Source organism: Streptomyces sp. NPDC050416 (assembly GCF_044458845.1).
In the GTDB taxonomy this organism is placed as follows: Bacteria; Actinomycetota; Actinomycetes; order Streptomycetales; family Streptomycetaceae; genus Streptomyces.
Map to the genome: position 1 here is coordinate 278,243 of NZ_JBITII010000010.1, position 15,513 is coordinate 293,755.

General features: G+C 71.8%; 10 protein-coding genes. 7 read left to right on the forward strand and 3 right to left on the reverse strand.

All coding sequences use genetic code 11. The features are described 5' to 3' along the window. The first annotated feature begins 28 nt into the window (after window positions 1–28). Genes ACIBL4_RS29295 through ACIBL4_RS29310 form a run of 4 tightly spaced genes read left to right on the forward strand, consistent with a single transcriptional unit; the run spans window position 29 to window position 7,131 of the window. Window positions 29–2,233: a WD40/YVTN/BNR-like repeat-containing protein gene (locus tag ACIBL4_RS29295; RefSeq protein ID WP_399414791.1), complete on the forward strand. Its 2,205-nt coding sequence runs from the start codon at window positions 29–31 to the stop codon at window positions 2,231–2,233. Beyond that, entirely contained in the window at window positions 2,233–4,197 is a 1,965-nt protein-coding gene (locus ACIBL4_RS29300) for a beta-galactosidase (RefSeq protein ID WP_399414792.1), read from the forward strand. The genes ACIBL4_RS29295 and ACIBL4_RS29300 overlap by 1 nt, the downstream gene beginning before the upstream one ends. Continuing rightward, complete coding sequence (locus ACIBL4_RS29305) at window positions 4,194–6,383, forward strand: glycosyl hydrolase family 95 catalytic domain-containing protein (RefSeq protein ID WP_399414793.1); 2,190 nt, start codon at window positions 4,194–4,196, stop codon at window positions 6,381–6,383. The genes ACIBL4_RS29300 and ACIBL4_RS29305 overlap by 4 nt, the downstream gene beginning before the upstream one ends. A 34-nt stretch (window positions 6,384–6,417) precedes the next feature. Continuing rightward, complete coding sequence (locus ACIBL4_RS29310; RefSeq protein WP_399414794.1) at window positions 6,418–7,131, forward strand: hypothetical protein; 714 nt, start codon at window positions 6,418–6,420, stop codon at window positions 7,129–7,131. Between the two features lie 32 nt (window positions 7,132–7,163). On the opposite strand, the gene ACIBL4_RS29315 is transcribed toward ACIBL4_RS29310, so the two are convergent. The 3 genes from ACIBL4_RS29315 to ACIBL4_RS29325 all read right to left on the reverse strand — a co-directional run bounded on the left by ACIBL4_RS29315 (window position 7,164) and on the right by ACIBL4_RS29325 (window position 11,623). Further along, the gene (locus ACIBL4_RS29315; RefSeq protein WP_399414795.1) at window positions 7,164–8,351 is read right to left on the reverse strand and encodes a sulfotransferase family protein; all 1,188 of its coding nucleotides are present in this window, start codon (window positions 8,349–8,351) and stop codon (window positions 7,164–7,166) included. 112 nt (window positions 8,352–8,463) lie between these two features. Continuing rightward, on the reverse strand, window positions 8,464–10,506 hold the full coding sequence (locus tag ACIBL4_RS29320) for a TIM-barrel domain-containing protein (protein ID WP_399414796.1): 2,043 nt from the start codon (window positions 10,504–10,506) through the stop codon (window positions 8,464–8,466). 103 nt (window positions 10,507–10,609) lie between these two features. Continuing rightward, the gene (locus tag ACIBL4_RS29325; RefSeq protein ID WP_399414797.1) at window positions 10,610–11,623 is read right to left on the reverse strand and encodes a LacI family DNA-binding transcriptional regulator; all 1,014 of its coding nucleotides are present in this window, start codon (window positions 11,621–11,623) and stop codon (window positions 10,610–10,612) included. A 343-nt stretch (window positions 11,624–11,966) separates the two neighbouring features. On the opposite strand from ACIBL4_RS29325, the gene ACIBL4_RS29330 reads away from it, so the two are divergent. From ACIBL4_RS29330 to dxr, 3 genes are all read left to right on the forward strand, one after another. Further along, on the forward strand, window positions 11,967–13,907 hold the full coding sequence (locus tag ACIBL4_RS29330; RefSeq protein WP_399414798.1) for an acyl-CoA dehydrogenase family protein: 1,941 nt from the start codon (window positions 11,967–11,969) through the stop codon (window positions 13,905–13,907). Between the two features lie 91 nt (window positions 13,908–13,998). After that, window positions 13,999–14,142, forward strand: a complete 144-nt coding sequence (locus ACIBL4_RS29335) for a helix-turn-helix domain-containing protein (protein ID WP_399414799.1) — start codon at window positions 13,999–14,001, stop codon at window positions 14,140–14,142. Window positions 14,143–14,248: 106 nt separating this feature from the next. Beyond that, entirely contained in the window at window positions 14,249–15,505 is a 1,257-nt protein-coding gene (gene dxr, locus ACIBL4_RS29340) for a 1-deoxy-D-xylulose-5-phosphate reductoisomerase (RefSeq protein WP_399414800.1), read from the forward strand. Window positions 15,506–15,513: the final 8 nt, after the last annotated feature.

A 15,513-nucleotide genomic window follows, 5' to 3' on the forward strand; every position in this document is an offset into this window, starting at 1 on the left:
CCCTTTCTCGTAGATCGAGGTATGTGTCATGTACGCGTCCCACCTCAGCAGAAGAGCCGTCCTGGCAGGGACCGCGGCCACTGCCGCGCTCGCCACCGTTCCCTTCCTGCCCGGGCGCGCGCACGCCGCCGAGGCGGCCGCCTTCGCCGGCCAGGCGTACCGCTGGCGCAACGTCGTCCAGGGCGGCACCGGATTCGTGACCGGTGTCCTGTTCCACCCTGCCGTCCGCGGCCTCGCCTACGCCCGGACCGACATCGGCGGCGCCTACCGCTGGGACGACCGGAGGGACCGGTGGATCCCGCTGACCGATCACCTCGGCTGGGACGACTGGAACCTGCTCGGTGTGGAGGCCATGGCCGTCGACCCGGCCCACCCGAACCGGCTGTACCTCGCCCTCGGCACGTACGCCCAGTCCTGGGCCGGCAACGGGGCCGTGCTGCGTTCCGAGGATCGGGGGGCCACCTGGAAGCGCACCGACCTCGGTGTGAAACTCGGGGCCAACGAGGACGGGCGTGGCTGCGGGGAGCGGCTGCTCGTCGACCCGCGCGACGGCGACACGCTCTGGCTCGGCACCCGGCACGACGGGCTGCTCAAGTCGACCGACCGGGGCGCCACCTGGAAGGCCGTGAGCTTCCCGGCCGCTCCGAGCGTCACCGGCCAGGGCGTCACCCTCCTGGTCGCCGCGGGCCGCAGCGTCTACGCCGGCTGGGGCGACTCCGACGGCACCTCCGCGAATCTCTACCGAACCGCCGACGGCATGACCTGGGAGGCCGTCCCCGGGCAGCCCCAGGGCACCGCCGCCAAGGTCCCGGTCCGGGCCGCGTACGACCGGCACACGCGCGAGCTGTACGTGACGTACGCCAACGCCCCCGGCCCCAACGGCCAGTCGGACGGCAGCGTGCACAAGCTGCGCACGACCACCGGGAAGTGGACCGAGGTCACGCCCGTCAAGCCCGGCGGAGCGACGAGCGACGGCGGGACCGACTCCTTCGGCTACGGCGGCGTCGCCGTCGACGCCCGTCGCCCCGGAACCGTCGTCGTCTCCACCAACAACCGCTGGTCGCTGGTCGACACCCTGTACCGGAGCACCGACGGCGGCCGGACCTGGACGTCCCTGAAGGACCAGGCCGTCCTCGACGTCTCCGAGACCCCGTACCTCAAGTGGGGCGCCGACCAGCCCAAGTTCGGCTGGTGGATCCAGGCCGTCGGCCTCGACCCGTTCGACTCCGAGCACATCGTCTTCGGCACCGGCGCGACCCTCTACGGCACCCGCGACCTCGAGCACTGGGCCCCGGAGATCCGCGGCCTGGAGGAGGCGTCCATCCGCCAGCTGATCTCCCCTCCGGCCGGGGAGGCGCACCTGATCAGCGGGTCCGGGGACATCGGCGTGATGTACCACGAGCGGCTCACGGCGTCCCCCTCGCGGGGCATGGCGTCGAACCCGGTGTTCGGCACGTCGACCGGGCTCGCGCTCGCCGCGGCCAAGCCGTCGTACGTCGTGCGGGCCGGGTGGGGCGACCACGGCAACGGCGCCTGGTCGGGCGACGGCGGCAAGAGCTGGACCCCCTTCGAGGCCCAGCCGGAGGTGGCCAAGTCCGCGCCGGGCCCGATCGCCACCAACGCCGACGGCAGCGTGCTGCTGTGGTCCTTCGGTACGGGCAACCCGGGGTACCGCTCGGCGGACAACGGCGGTACCTGGTCCGAGGTGGCCTCCTTCCCCAAGGGAGCCGTCCCGGTCGCGGACCCCGTGGACCCGGCGCGCTTCTACGCCTTCGACACCACCACCGGCACCCTGTTCGCCAGCACCGACGGCGGCCGGACCTTCACCGCGCGGGCCACCGGTCTGGACTCGGGCGACACCGAGTTCCAGCTGGCCGTGGCACCGGGCCGCTCCGGCGACCTGTGGCTGAGCCTGAAGGGGAACGGGCTGTACCGCTCCACCGACGGCGGCGCGAGCTTCACCGAGGTCGACAGCTGCCGGGCGTCGTACACCCTCGGTTTCGGCAAGGCCGCCGAGGGCGCCTCCTACCCGGCGCTCTACATGGTCGGCTCCACAGACAGCATCACCGCCGTGTACCGCTCCGACGATGAGGCGAAGAGCTGGACCAGGGTCAACGACGACCAGCACCAGTGGGGCTGGATCGGCGCGACCATCGCCGGGGATCCGCGCGTCCACGGCCGGGTCTACATCGCCACCAACGGGCGCGGCGTGCAGTACGGGGAGCCCGCCTGATGCCCGGCCTGAGCGACGCGACCCGAGGCCGTCTCCTGTTCGGCGGCGACTACAACCCGGAGCAGTGGCCGCAGGAGACCTGGTACGAGGACGTCCGGCTGATGAAGGACGCCGGCGTCAACTCCGTCACCCTCGGGGTGTTCTCCTGGTCGAAGCTCGAACCGGAGCCGGGGGCACGGGAGTTCGGCTGGCTGGACACGCTGATGGACCTGATGCACGACAACGGCATCGGGGTCGTCCTCGCCACCCCCACGTCCTCGCCCCCGCCCTGGATGGGCCGGCTGCACCCCGACACCCTGCCCGTCACCGAGGACGGCCGCACCGAGTGGTGGGGCGGCCGGCAGCACTTCTCGCACTCCAGCGCCACCTACCGGCGCTACGCCGCCGCCATCACCGAGGATCTGGCGGCCCGCTACGGCGGCCACCCGGCCCTGACGATGTGGCACATCAACAACGAGTACTGCACCGCCGATCACGGCGACGAGGCCGCCGCAGCCTTCCGCCGCTGGCTGCGGCAGAAGTACGGCACCCTCGGCGCCCTCAACGAGGCCTGGGGCACCGCCTTCTGGAGCCAGGGCTACGACACCTGGGACGGCATCCTGCCGCCCCGCCTGCCCCACTACATGCGCAACCCCGGGCAGGTCCTGGACTTCCGGCGCTTCACCTCCGACATGCTCCTGGAGTGTTACACCGCCGAGCGGGACATCGTCCGGCGTCACACCCCGCACATCCCGGTGACCAGCAACTTCATGCCGCTGTGGGTCGGGCAGGACGCGTGGCGCTGGGCGGCGGAGGAGGACGTCGTATCGGTCGACATCTACCCCGACCCGCGCGACCCGCTCGGCGCCCAGAACGGCGCGCTCGTGCAGGACATGACCCGCTCCCAGGCACGCGGGCCCTGGATGCTCATGGAGCAGGCGGCCGGGCCGGTCAACTGGCGGGGCGTGAACCACCCCAAGCCGCGCGGCCTCAACCGGCTGTGGTCCCTCCAGGCCGTGGCCCGGGGCGCCGACGCCGTCTGCTTCTTCCAGTGGCGGCAGTCCCGGCAGGGCGCGGAGAAGTTCCACTCCGGCATGGTCAGCCACGCGGGGGAGGAAGGCCGTACGTACCAGGAGGTCAAGCAGCTCGGCGCGGACCTGGCCAGGATCGCCCCGCAGGTGACCGGCCGGCACCTCACCGCGAACGTCGCCGTCCTGCACGACTGGGACGCCTGGTGGGCGGGCGCTCATGACGGCCGCCTGTCCAGCCGGGTCGAGTACCCGGACGTCCTGCGCGCCTGGCACCGGGCCCTCTGGCAGGCGCACCTCACCTGCGACTTCGCCCACCCCGAGCACGATCTGACGCCGTACTCGGTGGTCGTCGTGCCCCAGCTGTACGCGCTCACCGACGCGGCGGTCACCAACCTCCTGACCTACGTCCGCGGCGGCGGCACCCTCGTCTGCGGCTTCCTGACCGGCGTCGCCGACGAGGACGACCGGGTGCGCCCCGGCGGCATGGACGCCCGGCTGCGGGAACTGTTCGGCATCCGCACCCTGCACGAGTGGTGGCCGCTGGACGCGGACGAGACCGTCGCGTGCGAGGGCTTCCGGGGCACGCTGTGGTCCGAGGAGATCGAGCCCGCCGACCCCGACCACACGACCTGCTACAAGGGCGGCGAACTGGACGGCATGCCCGCCGTCCTGCGCAAGGGCCGGGCCTGGTACGTCTCCACGCTCCCCGAGCCCGAGGCCCTGCGCGAGCTGCTGGCCCGGATCGCGGGCGACGCGGGCGTCCGGCCGGTGCTCGACGGCCTCCCCGAGCAGGTCGAGGCCGTCCTGCGGGGCGAGATCCTGTTCCTGCTCAACCACGGCCGTGAGCCGGTGACCGTCGAGGTCCCCGGCACCCACCACGACCTGCTGACGGAGACGGCCGTCACCGACCGGGTCACCCTCGGCCGCTACGGGGCGGCGGTGCTGCGGCCATGACCGACTCCGCACCCGTCCACGGCACGTGGGAGCCGCACCCGGCCGCCCGCTGGGAGGACGGCTTCCTGAGCGGCAACGGCCACCACGGCGCCCTCGTGTCCGGTGACCCGAACGACGAGCGGGTCGTCGTCACCCACCACACCTTGGTCCGGCCCAACGGCAGGGACTCCCGGCCCCCGCAGCTCGCCGACGGCCTGCCCGCCCTCCAGGACCGCCTCCTGGCGGGCGACACGACCGCGGCCGAGAGCTTCACCGACGGCAGGCCGCTCCAGTGGGTGCAGCCCTTCCACCCCGCCTTCCGGATCCGGCTGCGCCGCCCGCCGGACGACTGCCCCGGCTACCGGCGCGACGTCGACTTCACCACCGGCGTCGTGCGGGCGGCCTGCACCGGCTGGACAAGTCGCCTCTTCGTCTCCCGCGCCGACGACGTGCTCGTCCAGCAGGTCACCGGACCCGGCCTCACCCTCGACATCGACCTGGACCACCGGCTGCCCGGCGCCCCCGCCGGACTGGGCGTCGGCCACGGAGCCGTCCTCACCCCCGAGGGCGCCCTGCTGAGCCTGCGCGCCCGCTACCCGGACAGCGACCTGGCCTGCACCGGCGTCACCCTGCTCGCCGTCACCGGCGGCACGACCACCCTCACGCCCCCCGGCGTGCACATCGAGGGAGCCCGGTCCGTGCTGCTCCTCACCCGGGTGCACCGGCACACCGGCGAGCTGGACGTGGTCGCGCAGGGGCGTGCCCTGCGGGACCTGCCCACCGGGTACGACGAACTCCTCGACCGCCACGCAGCCCTGCACCGCACCGCCTACGAGCGCGTCACCCTCGACCTGGCCGCCGACCCCGCCGAACGGGCGCTGCCGGGCTCCGAGTTGCTGAAGCGGCCCCGCAGCGCCGCCCTGCTGGAGCGCCTGTTCGCGGCCGGCCGCTACCACCTGCTGTCCGCCAGCGGCCTTTTCCCGCCCCGTCTGACCGGACTGTGGACCGGCGACTGGAACACGGCCTGGTCGGGCGCGTTCACCAACGACGCCAACCTCAACCTCCAGACCTCCTCGGCCGCTGCCGCCGCCCTCCCCGAGGTCACCGAGGCCCACGCGAACCTCATCCACCGCCAGCTGCCCGACTGGCGCGACAACGCCCGCGCCGTCTTCGGCACCCGGGGCGCCGTCGCCCCCGCCCACACCGACGGCGAGTCCGGCCACTCGTACCACTTCAGCCGCGAATACCCGCTGCACCTGTGGACCGCCGGCGCCGACTGGCTGCTCAAACCCCTCGTCGACCATGACGAGACCCACGGCACCCGCGATCCGCGCACCGCCGCCGCGCTCGCCGAAGTCGCGCTGTTCTACGAGGACTTCCTCACCCGCACGGACGAGGACGGCCGGCTCGTCGTCGTCCCCTCCTACTCGCCGGAGAACCGGCCCGCCAACGCGAGCTGGGGCACCCTCGACGCGGCCATGGACCTCTCCGCCGCCCGGCACGCCCTGCTGACGGCCGCCGCCTACCACCCGGGCCCCGACGCCGACCGCTGGCGCGCCCTCGCCGACCGGCTCCCCCCGCACCGGATCAACGCCGACGGAGCCCTGGCCGAATGGGCCTGGCCGGGCCTGGAGGATTCCTACGACCACCGCCACCTCAGTCACCTCTACGGCGTCTGGCCGCTCGACGAGATCACCCCCTACGACACCCCCGAGCTGGCGGCCGCCGCGCACCGCGCCCTGGAACTGCGCGGCGCCGAGAACGACTCCGCGCACGGACACCTGCACCACGCGCTCATCGCGGCCCGGCTCAGGGACGGCGACCGCGTCGCCCGCGCCCTCGGCCAGGTCCTGGACGGCGACTTCTTCCACGCGTCCCTGATGAGCGCCCACTACCCGAACCGGAACGTCTACAACGCCGACGCCGCGCACACCCTGCCCGCCGTGCTGATCGAGATGCTGGTGCAGTCGACCCCCGACCGACTGGTCCTGCTGCCCGCGCTGCCGGCGGCGTACCCCAGCGGCGCACTGCGCGGTGTGCGCACCCGGTTCGGGGCGGAGCTCGACGTCACCTGGACGCGTGACGGCGCCACCGTGGTCATCAGGCCGGGCCGCACCCACCGCGTCGAACTGCGGACTTCCTCCGGCGCAGAATCCCTCCACCTGGTCGCCGGAGAAGACCACGTCCTCACCCTGAGGGCGTGGTAGTTCCCCCCATCCCCCCACCCATGGAAGGGACACCATGGCATCACGCACCTTGAGCAGGGTCACCAAGGCCCTGCTCGCCCCCGCCCTGGCACTTGGCGCGACCATAGGCCTCGCCTCCGCCCCCGCCTCCGCCGCCGTCTGGAACTCCTGTGACCAGTGGGGCAACACGAGCCTGAACGGCTACACGCTCTACAACAACATCTGGGGCTCCGGCGCCGGCAGCCAGTGCATCTGGGCCAACTCCGGCACCAACTGGGGTGTCTGGGCCGACCACCCCAACACCGGCGGCATCAAGTCGTACCCGAACTCCAAGAAGGTGATCAACAAGTCGATCGACTCGCTGCGCTCCCTCTCCAGCAACTACAACGTCTCCGTGCCGTCGTCCGGCGCGTACAACTCGTCGTACGACGTCTGGGACACGGACTACGACTACGAGATCATGCTCTGGGTGAACTACAACGGAGCGGTCGGCCCGATCGGCACCTCCCAGGGCTCCGTCAGCCTCGGCGGTCACACCTGGAACGTCTACAAGGGCAGCAACGGCAGCAACGAGGTCTTCTCGTTCCTGCGGACGTCCGACTCCAACTCCGGCACCGTCAACATCCTGCCGATCCTGAAGTGGATCAAGGACACCAAGCGCTGGATGGGCAACGAGACCATCGGTGACGTCCAGTTCGGCTACGAGGTCACCTCGTCGTCCGGCGGGCTGAACTTCACCACCAACAACCTGACGGTCAGCAGCAGCTGATCCGTCGCGGGGGCCGGGGCCGGCCGTGCCGCTCAGGCGCGGTCGACCTCGGCCCGCAGCGCGTTGTAGTCCGCGAACGCCGCCTCGACCTCGGCGCGGCTCAGGCCGTAGCGGGACAGGTCGTAGGTGTGCTTGCGGGTGCCCTTGGGGCGGGCGACGGCCGCCGGGAGACGGGCCGCGTCCGCCTCCGTCCAGGGGGCACCGACGGCCGCGTAGAGCTTCGGGGCGCCGGTGGCCGGGTCCGAGCCGAGCCACGAGTACGGGGCGTCCACCAGCTGCTCCGCCGGGATCGCGGCCCGGGCCGCGAGGCCGCGCGTCATGGCACGGCTCAGCAGGCCCAGCCAGGTGGCGCCGATGCCGGCCAGGTCGAGCGGGCGGGTGCTGACGGCCATGCCGTGCTCGATCAGAGAGCAGAACGACGCCACGACGGTGACCGGATCGCGGTGGCACCACACGATCGTGGCGTCGGGGAACACCCTGCGCAGCGCGTCCAGGTTCTCCAGGTGCATGGGGGACTTCAGCACCCAGCGCCGCCGCGGACGGCCGTACTGGAGCACTTGGTACACCTGCTTGAGGTACCGGTAGTCGGCGGTGAAGTCCCGCTCGCAGTGCCAGTCCAGGTACTCCGGGATACGCGCCTGGGAGAACGGCATCAGGGCGTGCGGGAGCGCGAACGTGCACTCCTCGGGCCCCTCGGCGGCCATCGCGTGGATGTCGCGGAAACGCGGCGCGAAGAGGTCCGTGCCCCGCACCAGCCGGCGCCCGGCCGTGATCGCCCCGCGCCGCTGCCGGGGCGGCAACTCGAGGTCGGGCCCGAGCAGTTCCCACAGCCGGGGACACCGGTGCTCGTCCGAGATCGCCAGCACCGAGTGCGTGACCGTGGTGGCGGTGCGCGGCAGCCCCACGACGAACACCGGCTTCTCGATGGGCTCCCGCTCGATCTCCGGATGCTCGGCGATCAGCCGCAGGACGCGGGCCCGGTTGGTGAGGTGCCGGCGCACGTGCACCTGCGCCGACTGCCAGCCGACCGGGGTGAGGTTCCCGGCCTTCGCCCACCACCCCAGCAGCGACCGGAAGCCGTCGACGAACTCCCGGTCTCCCGGCGCCTCACCGGCCTCCACCACGATGCGGTCGAAGATCCGGCCCGGGTCACGGCGGGAGCCGAAGCCCGGCCGCAGCAGCAGGTTCGCCAGCGTGAGAGCGAGTGGTGACGTGGACACGCAGGGAACTTATCCTCTCGAACCCGCTTGCCGTGGGCGAAAGTTGGCCGAACAGGCGGACGGGGTGGCCGGAAGACCTCCATCGAACCGGCCACCCCTCCCGCTGACGCGGCTACTCCGCTACGGGCAGCCGCGCCCCGTCCCGCAGGAACAGCGGGATGCGGTCCAGCGGGGCGTCGACCGTCACGGACCGGCCGCCCTCGTACGTCTCACCCGTCCACGCGTCCGTCCAGGTGGCCCCCGCCGGCAGATACGCCGTACGGGCGGTGGCGCCGGCGGTGAGCACCGGGGCGACCAGCAGGTCCGGGCCGAAGAGGTAGGAGTCGTCGACCGACCAGGCGGCCTGGTCGTCCGGGAACTCCAGGAACAGCGGCCGCATCACCGGCAGGCCCTCCTCGTGCGCCTCCCGCATGACCCGCAGCACGTACGGCTTCAGCCGCTCGCGCAGCCGCAGGTACTTCTCCAGGACGGCCCCGGCCTCCTCGCCGTACGACCACACCTCGTTCGGGCCGCCGGTCATCGCGGGGCCCAGCGGCATGCCCGGGTCGCGGAAGCCGTGCAGGCGCATCAGCGGGGACAGCGCGCCGAACTGGAACCAGCGGACCATCACCTCCCGGTACGCCGGGTCGTCCGGGTCGCCGCCGTGGAAGCCGCCGATGTCGGTGTTCCACCACGGGATGCCCGACAGCGCGGTGTTGAGGCCGGCCGCGATCTGGCGGCGCAGGGTCGGGAAGTCCGTGCCGATGTCACCGGACCACAGGGCGGCGCCGTAACGCTGACTGCCCGCCCAGGCCGAGCGGTTGAGGCTGACGACCTCCTCCTCGCCGGTGGCGACGAGGCCCTCGTAGAACGTGCGGGCGTTCTCGGCCGGGTAGATGTTGCCGACCTCCAGGCCCGGGCCCGCCCAGTAGCGCAGGTTCTCCTGGAAGCCCGGCTTCAGCTCCGGCTCGCAGGCGTCCAGCCAGAACACCGTGATGCCGTACGGGTCGAGGTAGTTCTCCTTCACCTTCGACCACACGAACTCCCGGGCCTCCGGGTTGGTGGCGTCGTAGAAGGCCACCTGGACCGTGGAGGCGACCTCCTTGTCGGGCCAGTCGGCATGCGCCATCGGGCCGTACTGCGTGCCGATGAAGTAGCCGCGCTGCTCCATGACCGGGTGGTTCTCGCTCAGCGGCGACACCGACGGCCAGACGCTCACCACCAGCTTGATGCCGAGCTCCTCCAGCTCGCGCACCATCGCCGCCGGGTCCGGCCACTCCTTCGGGTCGAACTTCCACTCGCCGAGGTGGGTCCAGTGGAAGAAGTCGCACACGATCGCGGAGATCGGCAGGCCCCGCCGCTTGTACTCCCGGGCCACCGCCATGAGTTCGTCCTGCGTGCGGTAGCGCAGCTTGCACTGCCAGAAGCCCGCCGCCCACTCCGGCAGCATCGGCGTCCGGCCGGTCACCGCGCTGTAGCGGCGCTGGGCTGCGGCCGGGTCGCCCGCCGTGATCCAGTAGTCGATCTGCCGGGCCGAGTCGGCGACCCACCGCGTGCCGTTGTGCGCGAGCTCCACGCGGCCGATCGCCGGGTTGTTCCACAGCAGGGTGTAGCCGCGGCTGGAGGTCAGCACCGGGATGCCGACCTCGGCGTTGCGCTGCACCAGGTCCAGGACCAGGCCCTTCTGGTCGAGGCGCCCGTGCTGGTGCTGGCCGAGGCCGTACAGCTTCTCGTCGTCGTACGCGGCGAAGCGCTGCTCCAGGCGGTGGTGGCCGTTGCCGACGGCCGTGTAGAGGCGGGAGCCGGGCCACCAGAAGTGGGCGCGGTCCTCGGCGAGCAGTTCGGCGAAGTCCTCCGTCCGCAGGAAGCGGATGAGGCCCTCGGCGTTCACCTCGACGGTGAGCGTGCCGACGGTCAGCTGCCCGCGCCCGTCCTCGATCTTCACCGTGGACGGGGTCGCGGGGGCCTCGTGGAGGAGGGCGCCCGGGAGCCCTTCGAGCACCGGGCCGCCGAGCCGGGCCCGCACCCGGACCGCGTCCGGGCCCCACGGCTCGATCCGTACGGTCTCCTGGCGGCCGCTCCACTCCAGCGCGCCGCCCCGCTCGCGGAACGTGCCGACGGTGGGGGAGGACTGCGCCAGACTCACCTGGGGCTGGGTTTCAGCAGGCTGATTCACGTGGCGGGCTCCTGTGCTCCTGGGGGAGTGCAGACAGAGGTGTTCAGGCATGACGGTGCCGTGGGAGGACGGCGGTGGTCGGTGAGCGGGAGAAGGGGGTGGGCTACGACCGGGTGGGCGCCGGCCCCGTGCTGCCCCGGACCGTCAGCTCGGGCGCGATCAGCACGACCTCGTCGCTGCCGCGTCCCTCGAACTTGGCGACCAGGTGTTCCACGGCGTTCCGGCCCATCTCCTGCGCGGGGATGGCGACCGACGTGAGCCGTACCGAGGCCTGCGTCGCGACCTGGTCGGGGCAGATCGCCACCACCGACACGTCCTCCGGCACGGCCCGGCCCTGCTGCCGCAGCAGCGCGAGCAGCGGCTCGACCGCCGACTCGTTCTGCACGATGATCCCCGTGGTCCCCGGGCGTTCGTCGAGGATCCGGGCGAGCGTCACGGCCATCGCGTCGTACCCGCCCTCGCACGGCCGGTGCAGCAGCCGCACGCCCAGCTCCCGGGAGCGGGACCGCAGCCCGTCGAGCGTGCGCTCGGCGAAGCCGGTGTGCCGCTCGTAGACGGCCGGGGCCTCGCCGATGACAGCGATGTCCTGGTGCCCCTGCTTGGCCAGGTGCTCCACGCACAGCGCGCCCGTCGCCCGGAAGTCCAGGTCGACGCAGGTCAGCCCGGTGGTGTCGGCGGGCAGCCCGATCAGCACGGACGGCTGGTCCGTCGCGCGCAGCAACGGCAGCCGCTCGTCGTCGAGTTCGACGTCCATCAGGATCATCCCGTCGGCGAGCCCGCTCCCGGCGACGCGGCGCACCGCGTCCGGGCCCTCCTCACCGGTGAGCAGCAGCACGTCGTACCCGTGCGTCCGCGCGGCGGTCGCCACCGCGATGGCGATCTCCATCATCACGGGCACGTACATGTCCGTGCGCAGCGGGATCATCAGCGCGATGATGTTCGACCTGCTGCTGGCCAGGGCGCGGGCCCCGGCGTTCGGGTGGTACCCGAGCTCGCGGATGCTCCGCTCGACCCGCTGCCGGGTGTTCGCGGAGATGGACCGCTTGCCGCTGAGGACATAGCTCACCGTGCTCGCCGAGACTCCGGCGTGCTGGGCGACCTCGGCGAGGGTGACCATCCGCTCTCCAAGCTTTGTGAAGCGCTTCGACAATGCGCGTTGCTGATATGGGGGGTGAGGGTGGTTCGACAGTAGCTCCAGCGGGAGTACGTGTCCATAGGTTGTCGAAGCGCTTCGATACCGAATTCCGGAACGGCACCAGAAGGGTGGGCCGTTCCCGGGAGGACACCTTGATGCAACACCGTCCTCAGGCCCCCGACAAGTCCGGGAGCTTTCCGTCCCCTTCGGCTGAACGGATGCGTGAGGACTGGTGGGAGCGTCCGGTTTCGGGTACCAACGATCCAGTAGCACTGATCGGTAACGTACGGTCCTCAACATCCCTATATGCGGCGAGGTGGCCCTCATGTCCGCTTCCACCACCCCCTCTTCCCGTCCCGCCGTCACCGAGCGGGAGGCCCGTGAGGTGGCGGAGGCCGCCCGGGAACAGCACTGGCGCAAGCCCAGCTTCGCCAAGGAGCTCTTCCTCGGCCGCTTCCGGCTCGACCTCATCCACCCCCACCCCCTTCCGGCCGACGAGGCGGTTCAGCGCGGCGAGGAGTTCCTCGCCAAGCTCCGCGACTTCGTCGAGACGAAGGTCGACGCGGCCCTCATCGAGCGCGAGGCCCGGATCCCCGACGAGGTGATCGACGGGCTGAAGGAGCTCGGCGCCTTCGGCATGAAGATCGACACCAAGTACGGCGGTCTGGGCCTCACCCAGGTGTACTACAACAAGGCGCTCTCCCTGGCCGGCTCCGCCAGCCCCGCCATCGGCGTGCTGCTCTCCGCGCACCAGTCGATCGGCGTGCCGCAGCCGCTGAAACTGTTCGGCACCCAGGAACAGAAGGAGCGCTTCCTGCCCCGCTGCGCCCGCACGGACATCAGCGCCTTCCTGCTCACCGAGCCCGACGTCGGCTCCGACCCGGCCCGCCTCGCCACCACCGCCGTGCCCGACGGGGACGACTACGTCCTCGACGGCGTGAAGCTGTGGACCACCAACGGCGTCGTCGCCGACCTGCTGGTCGTCATGGCCCGGGTTCCGAAGAGCGAGGGCCACAAGGGCGGCATCACGGCCTTCGTCGTGGAGACCAACTCGCCCGGCGTCACCGTGGAGAACCGCAACGCCTTCATGGGCCTGCGGGGCATCGAGAACGGCGTCACCCGCTTCCACCAGGTCCGCGTCCCCGCCGCCAACCGCGTCGGCGCGGAGGGCCAGGGCCTGAAGATCGCCCTGACCACCCTCAACACCGGACGGCTCTCCCTGCCCGCCTCCTGCGTCGCGGCCGGCAAGTGGTGCCTGAAGATCGCCCGGGAGTGGTCGGCGGCCCGCGAGCAGTGGGGCAAGCCCGTCGCGCACCACGAGGCGGTCGGCTCCAAGATCTCCTTCATCGCGGCCACCACCTTCGCCCTGGAGGCCGTGACGGACCTGGCCTCCCAGATGGCCGACGAGGACCGCAACGACATCCGCATCGAAGGCGCCCTCGCCAAGCTGTACGCCTCCGAGATGGCCTGGAAGATGGCCGACGAACTCGTCCAGATCCGCGGCGGGCGCGGCTTCGAGACGGCCGAGTCCCTCCGGGCCCGCGGCGAGCGCGGCGTCCCCGCCGAGCAGCTCCTGCGCGACCTGCGCATCAACCGCATCTTCGAGGGCTCGACGGAGATCATGCACCTCCTCATCGCCCGCGAGGCCGTCGACGCCCACCTCTCGGTCGCCGGCGACCTCATCGACCCCGAGAAGTCCCTGGGGGAGAAGGCCCGAGCGGGCGCCAACGCGGGCGTCTTCTACGCCAAGTGGCTGCCCAAGCTGGTCGCGGGCCCTGGCCAGCTCCCGGCCACCTACGCCGAGTTCAAGCACGGCGTGGACCTCTCCGGGCACCTGCGCTACGTCGAGCGCACGGCCCGCAAGCTCGCCCGCTCCACCTTCTACGCCATGTCCCGCTGGCAGGGCCGGATGGAGTCCAAGCAGGGCTTCCTCGGCCGGATCGTCGACATCGGCGCAGAGCTGTTCGCCATGAGCGCGGCCTGCGTCCGTGCCGAACTGCTCCGCACCCAGGGCGACCACGGCCGCGAGGCCTACCAGCTCGCCGACGTCTTCTGCCGCCAGTCCCGGATCCGGATCGAAGAACTCTTCAACCGCCTGTGGACCAACACCGACGACCTCGACCGCAAGGTCGTCAAGGGCGTCCTGTCGGGCACGTACGAGTGGCTGGAGCGCGGCATCGTCGACCCGTCGGGCGAGGGACCGTGGATCGCGGACGCGACACCGGGACCGAGCCGGAAGGAGAACGTGCACCGGCCGATCCGCTGACCGGCCACTCCGGGGGCGCGTGCCCATGCGGCGCGCGCCCCCCGTGTCGGAAGGAGCCGGTCGAAATGATCAGGCGGAACAGGATGCGCCCATGCGATCCGATGCGCCGCCCGACTGGCTCGGCCGCAGCCGCGTCGACCGGATCGAGCACGGCGCTTACGACACGAGCTTTGACGACCTGCTGCTCATCGAACGCATCCTGGATGTACCGCTCGCAGACCTGGTCGCCGACTGAGGCGGGGAGCTCGCCCGGGGCATGAGCCGCCGGGTCGGCCGGCAACGCGCCCCCGCGAGGGGGATGCGCTGTCCTCACACGCCACGCTTACGGCAACAATGGAGCAATGAGCGACAGTCCAGCCCCCCTCGCCGACCCGCACCTCGTCTACGACCCCGTAGCGGGCGACGGCCCGAAGGACGTGGTGATCCTCGGCTCCACCGGGTCCATCGGCACGCAGGCCATCGACCTCGTGCTGCGCAACCCCGACCGGTTCCGGGTCACCGGCCTGTCCGCCAACGGCGGCCGGGTCGCCCTCCTCGCCGAGCAGGCGTACCGGCTGCGGGCGCGCACGGTCGCGGTCGCCCGCGAGGACGTCGTACCGGCCCTGCGTGAGGCGCTCACCGCGCAGTACGGCACGGGCGAGCCGCTCCCCGAGATCCTCGCCGGCCCGGACGCGGCCACCCAGCTGGCGGCGTCCGACTGCCACACCGTCCTGAACGGCATCACCGGCTCCATCGGCCTCGCCCCGACCCTGGCCGCCCTGGAGGCGGGCCGCACCCTCGCGCTCGCCAACAAGGAGTCGCTCATCGTGGGCGGCCCGCTGGTCAAGGCCCTCGCCAAGCCGGGGCAGATCATCCCGGTCGACTCCGAGCACGCCGCCCTCTTCCAGGCCCTGGCCGCCGGCACCAGAGCGGACGTCCGCAAGCTGATCGTCACCGCCTCCGGCGGCCCGTTCCGCGGCCGTACGAAGGCGGAGCTGGCCCACGTCACCGTCGAGGACGCCCTCGCGCACCCGACCTGGGCCATGGGCCCGGTCATCACGATCAACTCCGCGACCCTCGTCAACAAGGGCCTGGAGGTCATCGAGGCACACCTCCTCTACGACATTCCCTTCGACCGCATTGAGGTGGTCGTGCATCCCCAGTCGTATGTCCACTCGATGGTTGAGTTCACGGATGGATCGACACTGGCCCAGGCGACCCCGCCCGACATGCGCGGGCCCATCGCCATCGGCATCGGCTGGCCCGAGCGGGTCCCCGACGCCGCGCCCACCTTCGACTGGAGCAAGGCCTCGACCTGGGAGTTCTTCCCACTCGACACCGAGGCCTTCCCGTCGGTGAACCTCGCGCGGCACGTCGGCGAGCTCGCGGGCACCGCCCCGGCGGTGTTCAATGCGGCCAACGAGGAGTGCGTGGAGGCGTTCCGCCAGGGCGCACTGCCCTTCAACGGGATCATGGAGACGGTCACCCGGGTCGTCGAGGAGCACGGCACCCCGCGTACGGGAACCTCACTCACCGTGTCGGACGTCCTCGAAGCGGAGACCTGGGCGCGGACCCGGGCCCGGCAACTGGCGGCACAGACGGCGGAGGCCCGTGCATGACGACCCTG